General features: G+C 71.9%; 21 protein-coding genes. 12 read left to right on the forward strand and 9 right to left on the reverse strand.

The window, feature by feature from the left end; all coding sequences use genetic code 11:
- Both R0145_RS05795 and R0145_RS05800 read left to right on the forward strand, forming a co-directional pair.
- Window positions 1–918, forward strand: coding sequence for a thioesterase family protein (locus tag R0145_RS05795; protein WP_317839420.1), 918 nt, complete (start codon window positions 1–3; stop codon window positions 916–918).
- Between the two features lie 14 nt (window positions 919–932).
- Entirely contained in the window at window positions 933–1,811 is an 879-nt protein-coding gene (locus tag R0145_RS05800) for a thioesterase family protein (protein ID WP_317839421.1), read from the forward strand.
- Between the two features lie 128 nt (window positions 1,812–1,939).
- Here the strand turns inward: R0145_RS05800 and R0145_RS05805 are convergent, their stop codons facing one another.
- The 5 genes from R0145_RS05805 to pyrR form a co-directional block, all read right to left on the reverse strand.
- Complete coding sequence (locus R0145_RS05805) at window positions 1,940–3,682, reverse strand: glycoside hydrolase family 13 protein (protein WP_317840155.1); 1,743 nt, start codon at window positions 3,680–3,682, stop codon at window positions 1,940–1,942.
- A 465-nt stretch (window positions 3,683–4,147) separates the two neighbouring features.
- Entirely contained in the window at window positions 4,148–4,660 is a 513-nt protein-coding gene (locus R0145_RS05810) for a globin (RefSeq protein ID WP_317839422.1), read from the reverse strand.
- A gap of 31 nt (window positions 4,661–4,691) precedes the next feature.
- Complete coding sequence (locus tag R0145_RS05815) at window positions 4,692–5,990, reverse strand: dihydroorotase (RefSeq protein WP_317839423.1); 1,299 nt, start codon at window positions 5,988–5,990, stop codon at window positions 4,692–4,694.
- The gene (locus R0145_RS05820; RefSeq protein WP_317839424.1) at window positions 5,987–6,982 is read right to left on the reverse strand and encodes an aspartate carbamoyltransferase catalytic subunit; all 996 of its coding nucleotides are present in this window, start codon (window positions 6,980–6,982) and stop codon (window positions 5,987–5,989) included. The genes R0145_RS05815 and R0145_RS05820 overlap by 4 nt, the downstream gene beginning before the upstream one ends.
- Window positions 6,982–7,548, reverse strand: a complete 567-nt coding sequence (gene pyrR / locus R0145_RS05825; protein WP_317839425.1) for a bifunctional pyr operon transcriptional regulator/uracil phosphoribosyltransferase PyrR — start codon at window positions 7,546–7,548, stop codon at window positions 6,982–6,984. The genes R0145_RS05820 and pyrR overlap by 1 nt, the downstream gene beginning before the upstream one ends.
- 111 nt (window positions 7,549–7,659) lie before the next feature.
- On the opposite strand from pyrR, the gene R0145_RS05830 reads away from it, so the two are divergent.
- Window positions 7,660–7,968 (forward strand): hypothetical protein, encoded by a 309-nt coding sequence (locus R0145_RS05830; RefSeq protein WP_317839426.1) that lies wholly within the window; start codon window positions 7,660–7,662, stop codon window positions 7,966–7,968.
- Entirely contained in the window at window positions 7,955–8,374 is a 420-nt protein-coding gene (locus R0145_RS05835; RefSeq protein WP_317839427.1) for a DUF5130 family protein, read from the forward strand. Before R0145_RS05830 ends, R0145_RS05835 begins: the two co-directional genes overlap by 14 nt.
- Window positions 8,375–8,478: 104 nt before the next feature.
- Here R0145_RS05835 and R0145_RS05840 read toward each other — a convergent pair whose 3' ends face one another.
- Together R0145_RS05840 and pepN are read right to left on the reverse strand one after the other, a co-directional pair.
- Window positions 8,479–9,621 carry a Nif3-like dinuclear metal center hexameric protein gene (locus tag R0145_RS05840; RefSeq protein WP_317839428.1) on the reverse strand — a complete coding sequence of 381 codons (1,143 nt, stop codon included), beginning with the start codon at window positions 9,619–9,621 and terminating at the stop codon, window positions 8,479–8,481.
- Between the two features lie 2 nt (window positions 9,622–9,623).
- Window positions 9,624–12,611, reverse strand: a complete 2,988-nt coding sequence (pepN, locus tag R0145_RS05845; protein WP_317839429.1) for an aminopeptidase N — start codon at window positions 12,609–12,611, stop codon at window positions 9,624–9,626.
- Window positions 12,612–12,801: 190 nt separating this feature from the next.
- On the opposite strand from pepN, the gene R0145_RS05850 reads away from it, so the two are divergent.
- On the forward strand, window positions 12,802–13,437 hold the full coding sequence (locus R0145_RS05850) for a DsbA family protein (RefSeq protein ID WP_317840156.1): 636 nt from the start codon (window positions 12,802–12,804) through the stop codon (window positions 13,435–13,437).
- A 14-nt stretch (window positions 13,438–13,451) separates the two neighbouring features.
- On the opposite strand, the gene R0145_RS05855 is transcribed toward R0145_RS05850, so the two are convergent.
- The gene (locus tag R0145_RS05855) at window positions 13,452–14,288 is read right to left on the reverse strand and encodes a hypothetical protein (RefSeq protein ID WP_317839430.1); all 837 of its coding nucleotides are present in this window, start codon (window positions 14,286–14,288) and stop codon (window positions 13,452–13,454) included.
- Window positions 14,289–14,429: 141 nt separating this feature from the next.
- Here R0145_RS05855 and R0145_RS05860 point away from each other — a divergent pair, with 141 nt between their 5' ends.
- Window positions 14,430–14,879 (forward strand): ribose-5-phosphate isomerase, encoded by a 450-nt coding sequence (locus tag R0145_RS05860; protein ID WP_317839431.1) that lies wholly within the window; start codon window positions 14,430–14,432, stop codon window positions 14,877–14,879.
- A 48-nt stretch (window positions 14,880–14,927) separates the two neighbouring features.
- Here the strand turns inward: R0145_RS05860 and R0145_RS05865 are convergent, their stop codons facing one another.
- Window positions 14,928–15,263: a hypothetical protein gene (locus R0145_RS05865; RefSeq protein ID WP_317839432.1), complete on the reverse strand. Its 336-nt coding sequence runs from the start codon at window positions 15,261–15,263 to the stop codon at window positions 14,928–14,930.
- Between the two features lie 52 nt (window positions 15,264–15,315).
- On the opposite strand from R0145_RS05865, the gene R0145_RS05870 reads away from it, so the two are divergent.
- The 6 genes from R0145_RS05870 to R0145_RS05895 all read left to right on the forward strand — a co-directional run bounded on the left by R0145_RS05870 (window position 15,316) and on the right by R0145_RS05895 (window position 21,550).
- Complete coding sequence (locus R0145_RS05870) at window positions 15,316–16,122, forward strand: Fpg/Nei family DNA glycosylase (RefSeq protein WP_317839433.1); 807 nt, start codon at window positions 15,316–15,318, stop codon at window positions 16,120–16,122.
- Between the two features lies 1 nt (window position 16,123).
- On the forward strand, window positions 16,124–17,740 hold the full coding sequence (locus tag R0145_RS05875; RefSeq protein WP_317839434.1) for a hypothetical protein: 1,617 nt from the start codon (window positions 16,124–16,126) through the stop codon (window positions 17,738–17,740).
- 146 nt (window positions 17,741–17,886) lie between these two features.
- Window positions 17,887–18,801, forward strand: coding sequence for an ABC transporter substrate-binding protein (locus R0145_RS05880; RefSeq protein WP_317839435.1), 915 nt, complete (start codon window positions 17,887–17,889; stop codon window positions 18,799–18,801).
- A 3-nt stretch (window positions 18,802–18,804) separates the two neighbouring features.
- The gene (locus tag R0145_RS05885) at window positions 18,805–19,731 is read left to right on the forward strand and encodes an amino acid ABC transporter permease (RefSeq protein ID WP_317839436.1); all 927 of its coding nucleotides are present in this window, start codon (window positions 18,805–18,807) and stop codon (window positions 19,729–19,731) included.
- Complete coding sequence (locus tag R0145_RS05890) at window positions 19,728–20,528, forward strand: amino acid ABC transporter ATP-binding protein (RefSeq protein ID WP_317839438.1); 801 nt, start codon at window positions 19,728–19,730, stop codon at window positions 20,526–20,528. The genes R0145_RS05885 and R0145_RS05890 overlap by 4 nt, the downstream gene beginning before the upstream one ends.
- 107 nt (window positions 20,529–20,635) lie before the next feature.
- Window positions 20,636–21,550, forward strand: coding sequence for an ABC transporter substrate-binding protein (locus tag R0145_RS05895; RefSeq protein WP_317839439.1), 915 nt, complete (start codon window positions 20,636–20,638; stop codon window positions 21,548–21,550).
- Window positions 21,551–21,575: the final 25 nt, after the last annotated feature.

The following is a 21,575-nucleotide window of genomic DNA, read 5'->3' on the forward strand; positions in this document are numbered from 1 at the left end:
GTGGCCCCGAGGACTGACACGACCCCGCGGCCGGCCGGAGGTCCGAGTGCCGACGCGGCACCGTACGTCTACCGGGCCCGGGTGCGCTGGGCCGACCAGGACCCGCAGGGACACGTCAACAACGTCGCCTACCTCGACTACATGCAGGAGGCCCGGGTCGACTGGATCCTCAACGGCCCCCAGGCGCACTTGCTCGCCGAGGGCGTGCTGGTGGTCTCCCACCACATCGAGTACCTGGCCCAGTCGTTGTTCTGTCCGGCCCCGATCATCATCCGGCTGTGGGTGACCGATCTGGGCGGGGCCCGGTTCGGCGTGGCGTACGACATCTATCAGGGCGAGACCCATGTCGCGCGGGCGAAGACGATGATGGCGACGTACGACGTGGCGGGCCGGCGACTGCGCCGGCTCGGCGACGAGGAACGGGCCTGGCTGGCCGGCTTCCGGGGCGAGCCGATGGAGTTCCGGCCGGCGCCGCGCCCGGCGGTCGAGTGGGCTTCCGGTTTCGGGTTCGAGCACCCGTTGCGGGTGCGCTGGTCGGAGCTCGACCCGTACGACCATGTCAACAACGTCAGCTACCTGACCTACCTGCAGGAAGCCACCATCGCGATGATGGAGGAGCCGCGCCGCGACCTGCCCTGGGGCCACCCCGGCGACCCCCGCACCTGGGTCGTCGCGGCCCAGGACATGACCTACAAGCTGCCGATGACCTACCAGATCGAGCCCTACCTGGCCGAGGTGGTGATCCTGCGCGTCGGGTCGACCTCGGTCACCTTCGAGATGCGGATCCACGACCCGCACATCGAGGTGACGTACGCCGTCGGCCATCTCGTCCTGGTGCACGCCGACCCGCACGGGACTCCGGTGCCGCTGCCGGAGATCCTCCGGGACCGGCTGCGTCCGCTGACCCTGACCGTCTGATCGGAGGTGCGGCGGTGACCCAGTACATCTACCAGGCCCGGGTCCGCTGGGCGGACCAGGATACCCAGAGCCACGTCAACAACGTGGTCTATCTGGACTATCTCCAGGAGGCCCGGGTCGACTGGATCCTCGACGGTCCGCACGCCGAGCTGCTGGACCACGGCATCGCGGTGGCCGCCCAGCACGTCGAATATCTCGCCCCGGCCCACTTCGGCGGCGACGGGATCGTCATCCGGCTGTGGGCGGCGCACGCCGGCGGGGCGCGGTTCACTGTCGCGTACGAGATCTGCCAGGGCGACACCCTGGTCGCCCGGGCCACCACCGACTGCGCACCGGTCGATGCGCACACAGGTACGGTGCGCCGGCTCACCGACAGCGAACGGGCCTGGCTGGACGACTGGTCCGGGCCGGAGCTGCACTTCCGTGCCCTGCCCCACGCCGACCGGACCGCAGGCCTCGGGTACACCTACCCGGTGCGGGTCCGCTGGTCGGAACTCGACCCGTTCGGACACGTGAACAACGTCGCCTTCCTCACCTTCCTGCAGGAAGCCCGGATCGCGGCGCTGGAGGAGGTGCGGTCGAGCGAGGGCTGGGGCCGCCCCGATGCCGACATCAGCTGGCTGGTCGCTGCCCAGCAGATCGAGTACCGCTCCCCGATGAGCTACCGGATCGAGCCGTACGCGGCCGAGCTGGTGGTGCTGCACGTGGGGTCGTCGTCGATGAGCCTCGAGGTGCACCTCCGGGATCCGCAGGCGGACGTGCTGCACGCCGTCGGCCGGGTGGTGCTGGTGTGTGCCGACGCCCAGGGCCGTCCCCGGCCGATCTCGGAACGGGTCCGGGCGGCGCTGGCCCCGATCACGGTGGCCGGGGAGAGCGGCCCGGGCGTTCGATAGCCCGCCCGAGCCAGGCGGCTACCCTGATCGGGCGCGCTGATCAGCCGGTTGGTGCCGTGCCATCCCTGGATCAGTGGGCGAACACACCCCTCGATCCAGGAACGAGGCCAGGGGCACAGGACAGGCGGTCAGCGGACCAGCCAGGCCGCCTGGTCGCAGCCCAGTGTCGGTCCGCCGACGTCGCCCCGACCGGTGGTGGCGCCCGGCTCGACCGGAAGGCCGTTGAGGGGCTCGGAGGACAGCAGCACCCGTGCCCCGGCCGGTAGCGCCACCGGGGCGGCGCCGAAGTTCACCCAGCAGGAGAACCCCGGCTCCCGGTCGAACGCCAGCACCTCGGCGGGGGCGTCGGCCGACCAGCGCAGGGTGCCCGCTCCGAGCACCGGGTGGCGGTGCCGTAGGTCGAGGGCGCGCCGGTAGAGCGTCAGGAAGGACTCCGGGTCGCCGGCCTGGGCGGCGACCGTACGCTCCGCCCAGTCGGGCTGCGGCAGCCACGGCGCGGCGGTCGCGTCGGCCGGGCTGAAGCCGTACGGCGGGCGGTCGCCCGACCAGGGCAGCGGCACCCGGCAGCCGTCCCGGCCCTTCTCGATGTGGCCGGAGCGCTCCCAGATCGGGTCCTGCAGCACGGCCTCGGGCAGGTCCACCTCCTCCAGACCCAACTCGTCACCCTGATAGACGTACGCCCCACCGGGCAGCGCCAGCTCCAGCAGGGCGGCGGCCCGGGCCCGCCGGCGGCCGAGCCGCAGGTCCTCGCGAGGATCGGGCCCCTTGGCCGTCCGTGACCCCAGACCGTCGTCGGCGCTGAACGGCGCCCCGGTCGCGACGCGGCCGTAGCGCGACACCACCCGCGGCTGGTCGTGGTTGCCCAGCACCCAGGTGGCCGGCGCGCCGACTGCGGCGTAACCGGCGATGGTCGCCTCGATCATCGGGCGCTGTGAGGCGTACGACCACTCGGTCAGCAGCGCATCGAAGTTGAACGTCAGATGCAGCCGGCCCGGGGTGGTGTACGCCGCCAGCCGGGGGGTGGGACCGAGATAGGCCTCTGAGATCAGCACCCGCGGGCCCTGGGGCGTGCCGGCGTACTCCTCGGCAACGGCCCGCCAGCGGCGGTGGATCGCCTCGAGCTCGGGGCGATCGTAGAACGGGTGGTCGGGGAACTTGTCCGCCACCGGCCGACCGGTCGCCGGATCGACCGGCAGGTCGGGCAGGGTCATGTCTTTGGCGCAGGCATCGGCGACGTCGATCCGGAAGCCGTCGACGCCGCGGTCGAACCAGAACCGGAGGATGTCGTCGAAGAGGGCGGGGACCCGCGGATCGGCCCAGTTCCAGTCCGGCTGTTCGGGGGCGAACAGATGCAGGTACCACTGTTCGGGGACCCCGTCCGGCCCGATGATGCGTTGCCAGGCGGAGCCGCCGAAGTGGGCCGGCCAGTTGTTCGGCGGCAGGTCACCGCCGGGACCACGGCCGTCGCGGAAGAGGAACAGCTCCCGCTCCGGCGAGCCCGGCCCGGCGGCCAGCGCGGCCCGGAACAGCGGGTGGTCGCTGGAACAGTGGTTGGGGACCAGGTCGATGATGATCCGCAGGCCCAGCTCGTGGGCCCGGGCGATCACCGCGTCGGCCTGGCCGAGCGTCCCGTACCGCGGGTCGATGTCGCGGTAGTCGGCCACGTCGTAGCCGCCGTCGTGCAGCGGGGACGGGTACCACGGCGAGATCCACAACGCGTCGACGCCCAGGTCGACCAGGTGGTCGAGGTGGGCCAGGATGCCGGTCAGGTCGCCCTGGCCGTCACCGTTCCCGTCGGCGTACGAACGGGGATAGATCTGGTAGACGACCGCGGCCCGCCACCAGTCGAGATCGGGGTCGCCGGGGCCCAAGGCGGGATCGACGGCGCGCCCAGCGGGGCCTCCGGCGGGCGTGTCACCGCCGGTGGTCCTGGCGCTGCCGGCGTTCTCGGCGGGTTCGGTGGTCCTGGCGGGTTCGGTGGTCCTGGCGGGTTCGGTGGTCCTGGCGGGTTCGGTGGTCCTGGCGGGTTCGGTGGTCCTGGCGGGTTCGGTGGTCCTGGCGGGGAGCTGAGGCGCGAGGGGGTCAAGGCTCACGATCCGAGCCTAGGACCTGGCCCGGACATCCGCCGCGCTTGTGGTCACGCACCGCGTCTCCGATCAGATGCCGCGCGTCGGCGAGCGGCGTTTGTACGGAGGTGCGGCGTCTGTACGGAACCGCGACAGTTGTGAGGTCATCGGCGGCGGGGCGGGGCGCCTCGCCGCCGAACGAGTGCTTCGAGTCAGCTGCCGGCCGTGAGCGGGCCTCGTGGGGCAGGAAGAGCCGGGATCTTCGTCCGTTCAGAGCAGATTGCGCCGGTGCGGTGGGGTCATGTCCTCGCCCTCGAAGGCGTTGATCATCGCGTCGGCGGCCCGGACCAGGTAGTTCCACAGCTCGTCGCGGGCCGCCGGAGCCATCTCGACCGACCCGACCGCGTCGTGCATGCAGGCCAGCCAGTTGTCCCGCTGGGCCGGGGTGACCTGGAACGGCGCGTGGCGCATCCGTAGTCGCGGGTGGCCCCGCTGCTCGGAGTACGTCGTCGGCCCGCCCCAGTACTGCTCCAGGAACATCCGCAACCGGTCCTCGGCCGGGCCGAGGTCCTGCTCCGGGTAGAGCGCGTGCAGGTCCGGGGTGCTGCGGACGTTCTGGTAGAACCGGTGCACGATGGCGCGGAACGTCTCCGCGCCGCCCATCCGCTCGTACGGTGTGCGGTTGTCCTCGGGCGCGGGGGCGTCGGTGGGCTCGGGGCCGGCGGGCTCCGGGGTGCCGGCGGGCTCCGGTGCGGTTGATCGGTCGGTCGGGTTCTCGCTCACGTCTGTCCTTGTCCTCTCCGGGTCCGGGCGGTCAGCGGCGGTAGGTGACGTGGCCGAGGCAGACCGTCAGCCGGACCGGATCGGGCAGCTCCCGGCCGGCGTACGGGTTGTTGCGCGACAGCGACGCGGTGTCGGCCGGGTCGACCCGGTGCCGGGCCTCGGGGTCGACCAGGCAGAGGTTCGCCGGTTCACCGGGGGCGACCGGGCGGCCCTGGTCGGTCAGCCCGAGCAGCGCCGCGGGGGCGGCCGACATCCGGTCGGCAACCCCGGCCCAGTCGAGCAGTCCGGGCCGCACCAGGGTGTCGATCACCACCGCGAGGGACTGCTCCAGCCCCACCATCCCGGGGCGCGCATCGACGAAGGCGTGGTCCTTGTCCTGGGCGGCGTGCGGGGCGTGGTCGGTGCCGATCATGTCGATCGTGCCGTCGGCCACCGCCGCCCGCAGCGCCTCGACGTGCTCGGCGGTGCGCAGCGGCGGGTTGACCTTGAACGTGGTGTCGTAGCCGGCCAGCAGGTCGGTGGTCAGCAGCAGGTGGTGCGGCGTCGCCTCGGCGGTGACCCGTACGCCACGGGCCTTCGCCGCCCGGATGATGTCCAGTGACTCCCGGGCGGACACGTGGCAGACGTGGTAGCGGGCGCCGGTCAGAGCGGCGAGTTCCACGTCGCGGGCGACGATCGTCGACTCGGCAGCCGTCGGCCAACCGCCCAGACCGAGTTTGCCGGACAGCTCGCCCTCGTGACAGCAGGCATCCGGGCCGGCCAGCCGGGGGTCCTGGGCGTGCTGGGCCAGCACCCCGTCGAACGCGCGGACGTACTCGAACGCCCGGCGCATCACCTGCCCGTCGGCGACGCAGTGGCCGTCGTCGGAGAAGCAGCGGGTCCCGGTCGCCCGGTGGATCAGTCCCAGCTCGGCGAGCTGCTCGCCGGCCAGTCCCTTGGTGATCGCCCCGCAGGGGATAACGACGCAGGCGCCCTGGTCGGCGGCGATCCCGGCGACCTCGCGGGCGATGTCGGCGGTGTCGGTGACCGGGGTGGTGTTGGCCATCGCCTGGACGGCGGTGAAGCCGCCGCGGGCCGCGGCCGCGGTGCCGGTGCGGATGGTTTCGGCGTCCTCCCGGCCCGGCTCGCGCAGGTGGACGTGCGGGTCGACCAGGCCGGGCAGGGCGACCAGCCCGGTGCCGTCGAGCCGCTCGACGTCGGCGGGGACGGTCGCGGGGTCGCCGAAGACCGCGCCATCCACGTACACGTCACCGGTGGTGCCGTCGGGGAGGGTGACGCCGGTGACCAGCAGCCGGGTCGGGGCGCCGGTGCTGAGCGGGGTGACGGTCATGCCGTGGGTCCTTTCGCGTCGGTCGATGACGTCGACGGGGTCGGGGTGGTGAGTGGGGGAGTGGAGCCGCCGAGCAGGTGGTAGAGCACGCTCATCCGGACGGCGACGCCGGCGGCGACCTGGTCGAGCACCCGCGAGCCGGCGGCGTCGGCCGCATCGGCGGAGATCTCCAGCCCGCGGTTCATCGGCCCGGGGTGGAAGATCGCCGCGTCGGGGCGCAGGGTGGCGAGCCGATCGCGGGTGAGGCCGTAGCCGACGGTGTATTCGCGGGCGGTGGGGAAGTAGCCGCCGTGCATCCGCTCCTTCTGCACCCGCAGCATCATCACGATGTCGGCCTCGGCGAGGGCGGCGTCGAGGTCGTACGTCGCCTCGCACGGCCAGCTGTCGACGGCGGGCGGCATCAGCGTCGGCGGGGCGACCAGCACCACCCGGGCGCCGAGCGTACGCAGCAGCAGCACGTTGGAGCGGGCCACCCGGGAGTGGGTGACGTCGCCGACGATGACGACGGTGCGGCCCGACCAGTCGGCCTCGGGGTCGCCGGAGACCGCACGGAAGTGCCGGCGCATGGTGAAGGCGTCGAGCAGCGCCTGGGTGGGATGCTCGTGGGTGCCGTCGCCGGCGTTGACCACCGCCGCGTGGGTCCAGCGGGCGGCCTGGGCGGGGGCGCCGGAGGCCATGTGGCGGATCACCAGGGCATCGACGCCCATCGCGGACAGTGTCTGCACGGTGTCGCGCAGCGACTCGCCCTTGGAGACCGAGGAGCCCTTGGCGGAGACGTTGAGGACGTCGGCGGAGAGCCACTTGCCGGCGATCTCGAACGACGACCGGGTGCGGGTGGAGTCCTCGAAGAAGAGGTTCACCACGGTGCGGCCGCGCAGCACCGGCAGCTTCTTCACCTCGCGGGTGCGGACCTCGCTCATCTCCTCGGCGAGGTCGAGGATCGACAGCGTTTCCTCCGGACTGAGATCGGCGGCGGAGAGCAGGTGGCGCATCAGCCCTCCCGGCTCGGACGGGAGATGGTGACCCGGGAGACCCCATCGGTCTCCTCCAGCTGGACGCGGACCTTTTCGTCGGCGGCGGTGGGCAGCTCCCTGCCGACCACGTCGGCGCGGATCGGCAGTTCGCGGTGACCGCGGTCGACCAGCACGGCGAGGCGTACCGCCCGGGGCCGACCGATGTCCTTCAGCGCCTCGAGGGCGGCGGAGACCGTGCGGCCGGAGTAGAGGACGTCGTCCACCAGCACGACCACGGCATCGTCGATCGGCCCGGGCATCCGGGTCGGACCGACCGCCCGGGTCGGCTGGCGACGCAGGTCGTCGCGGTAGAAGGTCACGTCGAGCTCGCCGAGGGGCACCACATGCCCCTCGATCTCCTCCATCGCGCTCGCCAGCCGGTGCCCCAGCGGCACGCCGCGGGTGGGGATCCCGACCACCATCAGCCGCGGGGCGTCATGGTCGTTCTCCAGCACCTGGTGGGCCATCCGGATCACGGCCCGGGAGATCTCGTCGGCGTCCATCACCACCCGTGGGGCGGTCTCGGTACGTTCCTCCGCAGCCACCGGCTCCTCCGTCCCCACCCGTCCTCGGGTGTCATCGACATGTGCGGGCCCCGGACGCCGAAGTGCGTCGGCTCCCCCCGTGGGACCGCAGACCGCAGTACCTTAGGTTACGTGAGTGCGCTGCTGACTGTGTTCGCCCCCCTGACGGCCGGACTCGTCCCGTTGGACAACCTCCCCGGTTGGCCCGTGGCCCCCGCCGTCCCGCTCGTGCACGAGCTGGTCTGGATCCTGTTCCTGCCGGTCGCCGCCTTCCTCGTCATCGCCGTCATCCACCTGGCCGGGATGATCGGCAAGGAGGATCGGTCGCTGCACCCGCCGACCGAGCCGCTGATGGTCGGCGGATCCGGTCCGCGGACCCCCGCGGTGACGAGCGGTGCCGACGCCGAGGACGACACGGGTGGGAGCCATGCTCATTGGTGACGGACTCTCCCCGACCGATGTGAAGCGGGTCGCCCGGGCGGCCGAGCAGGCCCAGGAGTTGTGTGGCCTCCCGTTCACCGCGTACGTCGCCGAGGACGATGTGCAGGGCGCCGCGGCGACGGGCTCGGTCGACGAGCGGGCGCACGTCCTGCACGCGACCCTGGCGGACCGGGACACGGCCGTCCTCGTCTATGTCGATCCGCGGCACCGAGAGGTCGTCGTGGTGACCGGCTCCCGGGCGGCCGGTGTCCTCTCCGACGCCTCCTGCGCGCTGGCCACCGCCACGATGGGCTCCAGCTTCGCCGCCGGTGACCTCGCCGGTGGGCTGGTCGGCGGCCTCATCCAGCTCGGCGAGGCCGCCCGCACCCCGATCAGCGAACACCGGCGGCCGACGATCGACCGCTGAGACCGGTCCCGGCACGGTGGTGGCGGGTCGGCTCGTCGTGGCGGGCTCGACGATGCCCGCCGGTGGGGATCCTGCGGCGGCCGGGGGTCGGCTCGCGGTGGCGGTCAGGCCTGTCGGTGGAAGGTCGCCGTCCATGGGTCGGTGACCAGGGTGCTGATCTCCACCTCGACGTCGTCGACGGCGGTGCCGAGTCGGTCCGCCAGCACCGGCAGCCAGGTCCATTCCGCGGCCCAGTGGCTGATGTCGACCAGGGCCGGCTGCGCCGGGTCGAGGTGCGTACGCTCCAGGAACTCCCCGGCCGGGTGGTGGCGCAGGTCGGAGGTGACATAGCAGTCGACCCTCAGCTCGCGGGCCCGGTCCAGCAGCGAGTCCCCGGCCCCGGCCAGCACGGCGACCGTGCGGACGGTCCGCTGCGGGTCCCCGCCGATACGTACGCCGCCTGCGGTGGCCGGAAGCGCGTCGGCGATCCGCTGGCCGAGCGCCGCCAGGGTCAGCTCCCGGTCCAGCCGGCCGACCCGGCCGAGCCCGGCCGTGGCGAGGGCGGGTGCGGTCTCGACGATGTGCCAGGCCGGCGTCTCGTACGGATGGCTGCGCAACAATGCGCCGACCACCGCCTCGCGCCGCGACCGGGGCAGCACCATCTCCACCCGTTGCTCGGCGACGTGTTCGACCTCGCCGATCGTCCCGACGTATGGGGTCGCGCCCTCCAGCGGCCGGAAGGAGCCGGTGCCCGGGGACGCGAAGTGGCAGGAGTCGTACGCTCCGACCCGCCCGGCGCCGGCTGCGGAGAGCGCCTCGACGACCGCCACCAGGTGGTCGGGCGGCACGAAGGTGACCAGATTGTCGAGGCCGGGGCTGGGGCGGGGCACCATCGGCCGCTGGTCGACCACCCCGATCGCGTCGGCGAGCGCCTCCCCGACCCCGCCGGTGGCGATGTCGGCGTTGGTGTGACCGGCCCACAGGGCGATCCGGTGCTCGGCGAGCCGCAGCACCATGGCGCCCTTCGGGTCGTCCGCGTCGACCGCGTGAAGTCCGCGCAGCAGCAGCGGGTGGTGGGCGATGATCAGGTCGGCGTCCATCGCGATCGCCTGCTCCACGACGGGCAGCGTGACGTCGACGGTGCAGAGGATCCGGGCCACCGGCCGGTTGCGGTTGCCGACCACCAGCCCGACCCGGTCCCAGGACTCCGCCGTCGCCGGTGGGAACCACGACTCCACCAGGGTGACGATCCCGCCGACAGTGCTCATCGTCACCGCTCGGTGGGGGAGCCCGCCGAGGTGGGGGAGGCCGAGGACTCGTGGAAGAACCCGGCGGTCGGCGAGATCGCGCCGCCCGGATGGACGTCCACGTCCTGTTCGGTGAGGATCGGGGCGGTGACCGGCCGCAGGCTGTGCGCCGTCGGGTCGTCGTCGACCACCGGGGCCTGGCTCGCCGGCGCTTCGTCGGTCTCGTCCGGCGCCTGGCCTGCCGCCTCGGCCACCGGCCCCGGGGCCTCGTCGGCAGCTTCCTCGCCGACGGCCGGGACATCCGCCGCGGCGGCGACCGGAGAGTCCGCGGGCTCCTCGCCGACCGCCAGCTGCGACGGCTCCTCCGCGGGGGTGGGGACCGCCAGGCGGGCGCGGGCCACCGTCTGGGCATGCAGCGCACGCAGCGCGTCGTCACGCGACTCCGCCAGTGACCGGCGGATCGGCGTGGTCAGTGCATGGTCCGCCAGGAAGGCGTCGAGCCGGGCCAGGAACGCCTCATCGGCGACCAGTGCGGGGAAGAGGTGCCGGAGCACGTTCTCCCGCAACGCGATGCCCTTCTTGTCCCATCCGTTGCCACCCGCCCCCATCACCTCGACGACGTCGAGGAAGCGATCGGCGTACGGCCGCAGCAGATCCTCCTGACCCGGACGCCAGAACGACAGGCAGATGCTGCGCTGGGTCTCGTTCGGCACATCGGCGGCCGCCGTGGCGAGCCGCCAGGCCTCGGCCTTGTCGGCCGGGTCGGGCAGTGCGGCCCGGGCCGCGGCGGCGTTCTGCTCGCCACTGATGGTGCGGTCGCGGTCCAGCTCGGCATCGATCCGGGTGTTGCCGGCCAGCCCGAGCCGGGCCAGCTGGGTGAGCAGATGCCAGCGCAGATCGGTGTCGATCTCCAGGCCGGGCACCTTCTCCTCCCCGGCGAGCCAGGCCCGGACGACCTCCCCGGCGGCGGCGCTGGTGGCGGCCGAGGCCAGGGTGCGGACGAAGGTGAGCTGGGCGTCCGAGCCGCGCTCGGCGCCGGCGACCAGGTGGGCCAGGCCCTTCTCGAGGGTGTGGACGAGCTGGCCGCGCTGCTCCGCGGGGGCGTAGAAGGTCACCGCGGTGAGCACCTGGCCGAGCGTCCGCTGGACGGCGGTGGGATCGGTCTCCCGACCGACCGCGCCGAGCACCAGGGTGAGGTAGTCGGCGGCCGGCAGCTCTCCGTCACGGGTCATGTCCCAGGCGGCACCCCAGCAGACGGCCCGGGCCAGCGCGGAATCGAGGTCGGCCAGATGATCGACCACGGTGGCCAGCGACTGCCCGTCGAGGCGGACCTTGGCGTACGTCAGGTCGTCGTCGTTGAGCAGGATCAGGTCGGGACGGTGGGCACCGACCAGCTCGACGACGTCGACCACCTCGCCCTCGACGTCGATCTCCACCCGGCCGGTGCGGGTGATGGTGTGCTCGTCGACCCGGTTGTAGAGGCCGATCGCCATCCGGTGGATCCGCGCCACCGGATAGGCCGCCGGCAGGTACTGGCGGATGGCGAAGCGGCTGAACCGGCCGTCGGCGTCGACGTCGAAATCGGCGGCGAGGGTGCTCACGCCGGGCACCTGCAGCCACTGGGCCGCCCAGCCGGACAGGTCCCGCCCGGAGGCCGTCTGCAGCGCGTCGAACAGGTCCTGCAGTGTGGTGTTGCCGTACGCATGGTCGGCGAAGTACTGGCGGACCCCGACGAGGAAGTTGTCCCGGCCGACGTATGCCACCAGCTGGCGCAGCGCCGAGGCGCCCTTGGCGTAGGTGATGCCGTCGAAGTTGGACTCCACCGCCAGCAGGTCGACCATGTCGGCCGCGATCGGGTGGGTGGTCGGCAACTGGTCCTGGCGGTAGGCCCAGGTCTTCCGCTGGTTGGCGAAGGTCACCCACGGCTGCTCGGGATGCTCGTGGTACTCGGCCATCGCGAAGTGCGAGGCCCACTCGGCGAACGACTCGTTGAGCCACAGGTCGTCCCACCACGACATCGTGACGAGATCGCCGAACCACATGTGGGCCATCTCGTGCAGGATCGTGTTGTCCCGGTTCTCGTACGCCGCCGCGGTCACCCGGGACCGGAACAGGTAGTCGTCGCGATGGGTGACGCAGCCGGCGTTCTCCATCGCGCCGGCGTTGAACTCCGGCACGAACGACTGGTCGTAGGTCCCGAACGGGTACGGCGTGCCGAAGGCGGCCTCGAAGACGGCGAACCCCCGCTTCGTGGTGGCGAAGAGGCGGTCGGCGTCGAGGTGCGGCACCATCGACTCCCGGCACAGCAGGGACAGCGGGATGTCGCCGTTCGGGCCGGTGTAGGTGTCGTGGACCCGGTGGTAGTTGCCAGCCACCAGCGCGGTCAGGTAGGTGGAGATCCGGACGGTCGGGGCGAAGTCCCACCGAGCGTACGGCAGACCCCAGATGTCCCATCCGTGCAGCGGGTCCGGCTCGGGGATGACCACCGGGTCGACCGATGCTGCGTTGGAGATGACCAGCCAGTTCTGCGGGGCGACGACCGACAGCTCGAAGGTGGCCTTGAGGCTCGGCTGCTCGAAGTTGGCGTACATCCGCCGGGCGTCGGCCACCTCGAACTGGGTGTAGAGGTACACCCGCCGGTCGGCCGGGTCGATGAAGCGATGCAGCCCCTCACCGGTGTGGGAGTAGTGGCACAGCCCGACGACGGTGAGCTCGTGCGAGCCCTCGGTCAGGGTCAGCGGCAGCCGGGCCCCGTCGTACGCCGACACGTCCAACGGCTCCCCGTCCAGGGTCGCCTCGAGGACCGACGCGGCGATCAGGTCGATCCAGGTGACGCCGGCTCGGCTGGAGAACTCGACCGTCGAGCGGGACACGAAGGTCCCGTCCGGGTCCGCCAGGGTCGACCCGGACGGCGTGCGCCCGGTGAGGTCGACCAGGACACGGTAGGCGTCGGTGCTCACCAGGTCGGCCCGGGTACGGGCCTCCTCGCGCGTGATGTTCTCGGAGTACAAGGCTTTCCCTTCGTGTCGTCGGGAGCCTGCGGGCAGGCTGTCCGGGGCGGTGAGCGCAACCTCAACCCTTGGACAATCGTCAGACTAGCGTCACTTCCCGGTCTTCCGCGGGAATCGCCCGGTACGGCGGGCGATCGGCGAGGCGAACGGGCCGTCCGGGGGACGTTAGGCTGGGGATGTGACCGAGACCATGATCGAGACGCAGCCCGCCCCGCGCGAGGACCTCCAGCAGGTGGATTTCTGGTTCGACCCGCAGTGCCCCTGGGCCTGGATGGCCTCGCGCTGGATGCTCGAGGTGGAGAAGGTCCGCCCGGTGCGGACGGTCTTCCACGTGATGAGCCTGTCGGTGCTCAACGAGGGGCGCGACGAGCTCGACGACGACTACAAGCGGTTCCTCGCCGGCGCCTGGGGCTCCGTCCGGGTCGCCCTGGCGGTGGAGGAACGCTACGGCTCCGAAAAGCTGCGGGAGTTCTACACCGCGCTCGGCACCCGGTTCCACCCGCGCCGTGAGCCGCGCGACCGGGCCACCCTGGAGGCGGCGCTGGTCGAGGTGGGCGTCCCCGCCGACCTCGCCGACGCTGCGGACACCGACGCCAACGACGAGGCGTTGCGCCGCTCGCACCACGAGGGCATGGATCCGGTGGGCAACGAGGTGGGTACGCCGGTCATCCGGATCCACGGGCATTCGCTCTTCGGCCCGGTGGTCTCCCCGGCACCGAAGGGAGAGCAGGCCGGTCGGCTGTTCGACGGCGTGTCACTGGTGACCGAGTACGAGGGCTTCTACGAGTTGAAGCGGTCGCGGACCCGGGGACCGATCTTCGACTGACGGCCAGGAGTGCCTCAGCGGTCCGCCGCCCAGCGGCGGGCCGTGGCGCGGAGGAAGCCCTGCCAGGTCTCCTGTCGAGTGAGGCTGCCGGTCAGCTCCAGCCCTGCCAGCACTTGCCGCACCGTCGTACGGGTGGCGGCGTCCCAGACGCCGGTGAGCTCGACCGGGCGGCCCCACAGATAGCGACAGATCGCCTGGACGGCGTGGTTCTGCACCCGGGACCGTCCGGTGAACGCCGACATGCCAGCACCGGACACCCCGTTGTCGACATGGATGTGGTTGTGGTGGGCGTCGTCGAACAGATAGGTCAGGACGTACGCGAAGTGCAGGTGCAGGCTCGCCGCCAGTGCCCAGTAGGCGGCCAGCCGCCCCGCGGTGGCGCCGGAGCCCCACCGGTCGTAGCGGCAGGAGACCAGGTCTGATCCGCCGGCCGCCAGCCGGGAGATGTCGAAGGCGCGCCCGGCGTGGTGCCAGGAGTCGCAACTGCCATCGTTCGGCAACCAGGCGCCGTACGTCCCGACCAGATCCGGGGCGGTGCCGGTGAGATCACGCCAGTCGCGGAACCAGGTCTGGAGCTGTCCGCCGAAACCGGGCGCCATCCGGACGGTGATCGGCCGGTCGTTCACCTCGTACTGCAGTTTCGCGTCGACCAGTCGGGCGTACGCCTCGGTGTCCGAGACGGGCACACAGCTGGCCCGTTCGGCCGGTGTCCGGATCGACCCGCCCGGCGTGACGCCGCAGGCCCCGAGGGCGGGGGCGAGCACGGCGGCGCCCAGCCCCGCCATCACCATCCGCCGGGACGGCCGGTGATCGGTGGCACGACCGGGGGAGGAGACGGGCGGCTCGGACATGCCCCCAGGCTAGGCCGGTCGCGGGCGGCATCCCGGCGCCCGGAGGAGCTCCGGGGAAGCGCCCGGGATGCACCGGAGGAGTGCCGGGCAGCCCCGGGAAGCCCCGGAAGGGCGGAATACGGGGCGTGAGATAGTGGCCGCATGCGCGTTCACATTGCCACCGACCACGCCGGGTTCGAGCTGAAGAACCACCTCGTCGAGGCCCTCATCGCCGACGGCCACGACGTGGTGGACCACGGCGCCCGCGAGTACGACGCCCAGGACGACTACCCGGACACCTGCATCCCCGGTGCCCAGGCCGTGGCGGCGGAGCCGGGGTCGTTGGGTATCGTCATCGGCGGGTCGGGCAATGGGGAGAACATCGCGGCGAACAAGGTCCCCGGGATCCGGTCGATCCTGGCCTGGAACGTGACGATCGCCGAGCTGGGCCGCCAGCACAATGACGCCAACGTGATCGCCATCGGCGCCCGCCAGCACGAGCCGGAGTTCGCCCTGGCGATGGTCCGGGCCTTCCTCGCCACGCCGTTCTCCCAGGACGAGCGGCACCAGCGCCGGATCGACAAGCTCAGCGCGTACGACGCCTCCCGCTGATCCGCGTACGACGCGTCAGCGGTGCCGGCCGGGTCTGCCCGGCGCACGTCAGCGGCGCCGGCCGAGCCTCCGCAGCATCGCCTCGGCACCCGCGACGGCCGCCGCCTCGTCCTCGGGGGTGGGCCGGGAGACCTCCCGGGCACGCAGCGCCCGGTCGTGATCGACCAGCCCGGACGTACCGTCGCGGCCGAAGTCGTGCGGGACCGGCGTGTCGCGTTCGGGGTGGGCGTCGCCCTCACCCCGGGGAGCCTGCCCGGGGGCCGGACGGCCCTGGTCCGGGCCGTTGCGGCGCCGGCGCGCACCGGCGATCCGGGAACCCGGAGGTGAGGTCTCGGCGCCTCCGGGCGACGTGCCGCGGTCGCGTCGGTCCGCTCCTGATGTCATGCGGCTAGCCTAGACAGGCGCCACGCCGGGTGGCACAGACAGGAGGTGTCCGGTGCCCGAGGGCCACGTCCTGCATCGACTCGCCGACGAGCTGACCACGGCGTTCGCCGGCCGGCCGGTCGCCGTCAGCAGCCCCCAAGGACGGTTCGCCTCCGAGGCCCTGCTGCTCGACGGGCGGACGCTGACCGGGGCCCGCGCCGCCGGCAAGCACCTGTTCATCGAGTTCGCCGAGGACCGGGTGGTGCACGTCCACCTGGGCCTGATCGGCAGGATGACGGTCGAACCGTCGCATCCGGTGGTCGGGCAGGTGCGCCTGCGGATCGCCGCGGACGGTCGCGTCGCCGACCTGCGCGGGCCGCAGGGCTGCCGGCTGACCGATCCGACCGCCGAGACCGCGATGATCGCCCGGCTCGGTCCGGACCCGCTGGATCCGGAGGCCGACCCCGGGCGTGCCTACGCCCGGCTCCACCGCTCGCACCGCCCGCTCGCCGCGGTCCTGCTCGACCAGTCGGTGCTGGCCGGCGTCGGCAACGTCTACCGGGCCGAGGTGCTGTTCCGACACGGTCTGGATCCGCTGCTGCCCGCTGACGCGGTCACCCCGGCGCTGTGGTGCCGGCTCTGGGAGGACCTGGTCGCGTTGATGGCCGAGGGCAAGCGGCTCGGCCGGATCGACACCGTACGCCCCGAGCACACCCCCGGGGCGATGGGACGGCCGCCCCGGGTGGACGACCACGGCGGTGAGGTGTACGTCTACCGGCGGGCCGGACAGCCCTGCCTGGTCTGCGGCACCCCGATCCGGCAGCGCGAGCTGGCCGGCCGGAACCTGTTCTGGTGCCCGACCTGCCAACAGGGTGGGTGAGATGGCTGCGCGCGTCGCCGGCCACGAGCTGCGCTGGGGCGAGGCCGTGCTGGGCTTCGACGAGCACGGGGAGCTGGTCTCGCTGGTCCACGACCAGTGGGGCCCGTACCTGGAGGGACTCGACGTCCGGCTCGCCGGCACCGACACCACCGCCCCGCTGATCGCGTTGGAGGAGGACGAGGTGGAGGTCCACCTCGGCGGGCCGGTCCAGCTCGACGTACGCCACAGCGTGCTGGCCGGCTGGGACCAACGGATCGTCGCGTCGAACGTCTCCGGAGCCCCCCGTGCCGCCACGGTGCGGCTGCGCCCGGTGCCCGCCCGGGGCTGCGACGCCTGGACCTGGAGCGCCGGCGCCGAGGCGGCCTGGATCGTTGCTCCGCGCGGTGATGGCCCGCTGCTGGTGGTCCGGCAGCGGCAGGGCGTCACCCAGGCCACCGACGCCTTCGAGCTCGGTCCGTCGTCGCGTTGGCAGGCGGAGGAGCGCCGGCTGTGGCACTGGCAGGCGACCTGGCTGCCTGACCTGCGCGCCGCGGCGGTGGTCCTCCCCGGCTGGTGGCCGGATCCGGTCGACCTGCCCGACACCGTGCCGCTCGTCATCGCCGACCTGGACCAGGCCGTCGACGACGACGGCACCCTCGAGGTCGGGCTCGTCGGGGACACCGTGGAGATCCTGCCCGCCGACGGCCGGCACCGGGCGACCGTACGACTCAACTCCGCCCGCGGGACGACCCTGGTCGAGGCCCGCTGGGCAGCCCCGCTCGACCAGGTCCTGCGCTCCTGGGCCGATCGGCTGCTCGACCGGGCCGCCGGACGTCACCCGGCCGAGCCGCACGACCCGGCTCCCACCGGCGGGCGGGGCCGGGCCGAACTGCTCGACACGACGACCGCCGCGGCACTGGTCCTCGCCGCGCTGGCCGGGCCGGGACTGGTCGATCCGCTGCGCGCCCTCGACGTGGTCGAGGCCTCGTTGGCCGGACCGTTGCGCGGCCGGACCGATCCGGAGGCGGTGCTGGCCTGCCTCGGGCTGCACGCCGCGACCGGTGACGCCAGCTGGCTCGACCGGGCCACCGACCTCGTCCTCGAGCTGGGACCCGGCCCGCTCGGAGCGGTCGCCGCGATGAACCTGGTCACCACCCTCGCGACGGCCGGCCTCGACCCGTCCGGCCCGGCCCAGGCGCTGGCCCGGGTCGCCGCCCACTGTGCCACCGGCTTCGACCCAGAGGGCCAGCCGATCCCACGCGACGTCCGGGCCGAGTACGCGCTGGTGCTCGGCACCGGCCGGTGGGACGCGGGGCTGCGGGACGCCGCCCGCTGGCTGGGCCACCGCCTCGGCGGCGGGCTGCCGGGCCAGCCACCCGGTGGCGGCGATCCGCGGACGATGGCCCGCGAGGTGCTGATGCTGCGGATGCTCGACGAGCAGGCGGCGGATGAACTGGAGGCCGAATGGCTGATGGGGCCCGCAGACCTGGCCGAGCGGACCACCCGACGGCTGCTCGCCGATCTCGCCGACGCCGCGGACCGGTTCCCCGCCGGGCCGGTGGCCGACCTGCTCCCGGACGACCCGGCGACCTTCGGGGCCCAGGTGCTGCTGCCCCTGGTGCTCGCCCAGTCCTGGTGAACGGCGACCGCGGGGCGGCCGAGGCGATCGGCGAGCGACAGCACAGCGACCAGCGAGCAACAGGATCGTGACACGCGTCCACTAGCATGTCCCGAGCGAGGAGACCCGCAGGGCCTCGCGCATGGTTCCACGGGAAGGGAAAGCCGATGAAGAAGATGGCACGACTGTTCGCCGCAGTCGCCGCGCTGGCGATGACCGGCACGCTGGCCGCCTGTGGCGGTGGATCGAGCACTCCCACGGCCAGTGGCAGTCCTGCCGCGGCGGCGCCGACGACGGTCAACACCGCCGCCCCGCTCTACGCGAAGCTTCCCCAGTCGATCAAGGACAAGGGGGCGATCCAGGTCGGTGCCTCGATCGAGTACGCCCCGATGGAGTACTACGACACCGACGGCAAGACCGTGATCGGCTTCGACAAGGAGCTCTCCGACCTGCTGACGGCCAAGCTCGGGGTGCCCTTCGTGTGGAACGGCACCACCTTCGACGGGCTGATCACCCAGCTCAACTCCAACCGCCTCGACACCATCATCTCCGCGATGACCGACACCCCGGAGCGCCAGCAGCAGGTCGATTTCGTCGACTACTACAGGGCCGGGATGGTGATGCTCGTCCAGAAGGGCAACCCGAAGGGCATCCGTACCGTCGACGACCTGTGCGGCAAGACCGTGGCCGTCCAGCGCGGCACCAGCCAGGACCAGTACCTGCAGACCACCGTCCAGGACCAGTGCAAGGCCGCCGGCAAGCCGCTGAACCTGCTCGCCTTCGACACCGAGTCCGAGGCCATGCTGCAGGTCAAGCAGGGCCGTGCCGACTCCGGCATGCAGGACTACCCGGTCGCGGCGTACAACGTGAAGCAGGGCAACGGCGCGTACGAGACCGCCGGTGACCAGGTCATCGCCAACCCGCTCGGCATCGCGGTGCGCAAGTCCGACACCCAGCTGCGCGACGCGCTGCAGCAGGCGGTGCAGGCGATCATGGACGACGGGTCGTACCAGAAGCTGATCGAGAAGTACGACACCCCGCAGGGGGCCATCGACAAGGCCACCATCAACGCAGGCAAGTGACCCGTGACCGGCTCCACTGCTCCGGGTGCCCGCACCGACGGCACCGACACCCCTGACACCCCGGTGGACGGGGACATCGTCGCGGTCCCGGTCCGCCACCCGTGGCGGTGGGTCGGGGCCGGTGTGGTGCTGGTCCTGCTGGTCCTGCTGGTCTGGGCCTTCTCCCAGGCCAGTATCGACTGGTCGGTGCCACCGAAGTACTTTTTCCAGAGCCAGGTCCTCAAGGGCATGGGCAACACGCTGCTGATCAGCGTGCTCGCCCAGGTCGTCGGGGTCGCCCTGGGCATCCTGGTCGCGGTGATGCGCCAGTCGGACAACTGGGTCACCCGCGGGGTCGCCGAGTTCTACATCTGGCTGTTCCGCGGCACCCCGGTGCTGGTCCAGCTGATGATCTGGTACAACCTCTCGCTGGTCTTCCCGACCATCCCCGGCACCGGGATCCCGATGAACTCGGTGATGACGCCGTTCACCGCGGCGCTGCTGGGGCTGGGCATCAACGAGGGCGCCTACATGGCCGAGATCGTCCGTTCCGGCATCCAGTCGGTGGACAAGGGCCAGGTGGAGGCGGCGAGTGCGCTCGGCATGTCGCGTACGCACACGATGCGGCGGATCGTGCTGCCCCAGGCGATGCGGGTGATCATCCCGCCGACCGGCAACGAGTTCATCAACATGCTGAAGACCTCGTCGCTGGCGTACTCGATCCAGTACCTCGAACTGCTGCAGGCGGCGGTCCGGATCTACTCGAACACCTTGCAGGTGATCGAGATGCTGATCACCGTCTCGGCCTGGTATCTGATCCTCACCACGGTCTTCTCGATCGCCCAGTATTACCTGGAGAGGTACTTCAACCGCTCCGACCAGGAGTCCGGCCGGGATGACGGACCCCTGGGCACCGTGAAGCGCAACCTCAAGTTCGGCAGGCAGGAATGAGCGAACAGACCACAGCCGGCGGCACCGCGCCCGCTCGGGACGTCATCGTCGAGGCCCGGGGCGTCACGAAGCGCTTCGGTTCCCTGGAGGTGCTCAAAGGCATCGACATGGAGGTGACCCGCGGCGAAGTGGCCGTGCTGATCGGCCCCTCCGGATCGGGCAAGTCGACCTTCCTGCGGTGCATCAACCATCTGGAACGGATCAACGGCGGCAGCCTGCGCGTCCGTGGTCACCTGGTCGGCTACAAGGAGCGCGACGGCAAGCTGCACGAGCTGCGCGACAAGGAGATCGCCGAGCAGCGCCGGGGGATCGGCATGGTCTTCCAGCGGTTCAACCTGTTCCCGCACATGACGGTGATGGAGAACATCTGCGAGGCCCCGATCCATGTCGCCGGCGTCCCGACGGCCACCGCCCGGGCCACCGCTGTGGAGCTCCTCGACCGGGTCGGGCTGCCGGACAAGGCGAATGCCTATCCGGGCAAGCTCTCCGGCGGGCAGCAGCAGCGCGTCGCGATCGCCCGGGCGCTGGCGATGAAGCCCGAACTGATGCTCTTCGACGAGCCGACCTCGGCGCTGGACCCGGAGCTGGTCGGTGACGTGCTCGGAGTGATGAAGCAGCTCGCCGAGGACGGCATGACCATGATCGTGGTCACCCACGAGATGGGCTTCGCCCGCGAGGTCGGCGACTACCTGGCGTTCATGGACGGCGGCGTCATCGTCGAGGAGGGCCTGCCCGCCGAGGTCCTCGGCAACCCGCGCGAACCGCGGACCCAGGCCTTCCTGTCCAAAGTGCTCTGAGGCCGGGTTCCGCCGACCGCGGTGATGTACCGGAAACACGGGAGCTGTAGTCTTCGGCGGGTACCCGGTCCGGTGAGGCCCGGCGATGTGCGAAAGGACCTGGCTCGATGAAGATGATCACCCGCGTACTGGCACCGCTGACCGCGGTTGTTCTGGCCGCCGGCCTGGCGGCCTGTGGTAACGGCGGTGCTGCTGCCGGCGGTGCCGGCCCGGCGACCGCGTCGCCCGCGGGGGTGAACACGGCGGCCCCGCTGTACGCGAAGCTGCCCCAGGCGGTGAAGGACAAGGGGTCGATCCAGGTCGGCACCGACGCGGCGTACGCGCCGATGGAGTACTACGACACCGACGGCAAGACGGTGATCGGCTTCGACAAGGACCTCGGCGACCTGCTGGGCGCCAAGCTCGGCGTGCCGTTCGTCTACAACAACTCGACCTTCGACGGGCTGATCACCCAGATCAACTCGAAGCGTTTCGACGTCGCGATCACCGCGATGAGCGACACCCCGGAGCGCCAGCAGGAGGTCGACTTCGTCGACTACTACCTCTCCGGCTCGGTGATGATCGTCAAGGCCGGCAACCCGCACGGCCTGAAGTCCGTCGACGACCTGTGTGGCCAGACCATCGCTCTGCAGCGCGGCACGGTCCAGGACGACTACGTCACCAACGACCTCGACACGAAGTGCCAGCAGGCCGGCAAGGGCAAGGTCAACGTCCTCGCCTTCGACCACGAGTCCGAGGCGATGCTGCAGATCCAGCAGGACCGCGCGGTCGCCGGGCTGCAGGACTACCCGGTCGCCGTGTACAGCGCCAAGCAGTCCGCCGGCAAGTACGAGACCGTCGGTGACCAGGTGACCGCCGCGCCGCTCGGCATCGCGGTGTCCAAGCAGGACACCCAGCTGCGCGACGCCCTCCAGGAAGCCCTCCAGTCGGCGATCGACGACGGCTCGTACGCCAAGCTGCTCGACACGTACGGCACGCCGCAGTCGGCCGTTCAGCAGGCCAGCATCAACAGCGGCAAGTGACCCGTCCGCGGCACCTGCCCCCTCG

This window comes from Raineyella sp. W15-4 (genome assembly GCF_033170155.1).
GTDB lineage: Bacteria > Actinomycetota > Actinomycetes > Propionibacteriales > Propionibacteriaceae > Raineyella.

Bases quoted from the DNA above. Each gene is read 5' to 3' on its own strand.
- R0145_RS05815 (WP_317839423.1), bottom strand. From the start codon at position 5,990: ATGACCGTCACCCCGCTCAGCACCGGCGCCCCGACCCGGCTGCTGGTC.
- R0145_RS05820 (WP_317839424.1), bottom strand. From the start codon at position 6,982: ATGCGCCACCTGCTCTCCGCCGCCGATCTCAGTCCGGAGGAAACGCTG.
- R0145_RS05835 (WP_317839427.1), top strand. From the start codon at position 7,955: ATGCTCATTGGTGACGGACTCTCCCCGACCGATGTGAAGCGGGTCGCC.
- R0145_RS05840 (WP_317839428.1), bottom strand. From the start codon at position 9,621: ATGAGCACTGTCGGCGGGATCGTCACCCTGGTGGAGTCGTGGTTCCCA.
- R0145_RS05850 (WP_317840156.1), top strand. From the start codon at position 12,802: ATGATCGAGACGCAGCCCGCCCCGCGCGAGGACCTCCAGCAGGTGGAT.
- R0145_RS05855 (WP_317839430.1), bottom strand. From the start codon at position 14,288: ATGTCCGAGCCGCCCGTCTCCTCCCCCGGTCGTGCCACCGATCACCGG.
- R0145_RS05860 (WP_317839431.1), top strand. From the start codon at position 14,430: ATGCGCGTTCACATTGCCACCGACCACGCCGGGTTCGAGCTGAAGAAC.
- R0145_RS05865 (WP_317839432.1), bottom strand. From the start codon at position 15,263: ATGACATCAGGAGCGGACCGACGCGACCGCGGCACGTCGCCCGGAGGC.
- R0145_RS05875 (WP_317839434.1), top strand. From the start codon at position 16,124: ATGGCTGCGCGCGTCGCCGGCCACGAGCTGCGCTGGGGCGAGGCCGTG.
- R0145_RS05880 (WP_317839435.1), top strand. From the start codon at position 17,887: ATGAAGAAGATGGCACGACTGTTCGCCGCAGTCGCCGCGCTGGCGATG.
- R0145_RS05890 (WP_317839438.1), top strand. From the start codon at position 19,728: ATGAGCGAACAGACCACAGCCGGCGGCACCGCGCCCGCTCGGGACGTC.
- R0145_RS05895 (WP_317839439.1), top strand. From the start codon at position 20,636: ATGAAGATGATCACCCGCGTACTGGCACCGCTGACCGCGGTTGTTCTG.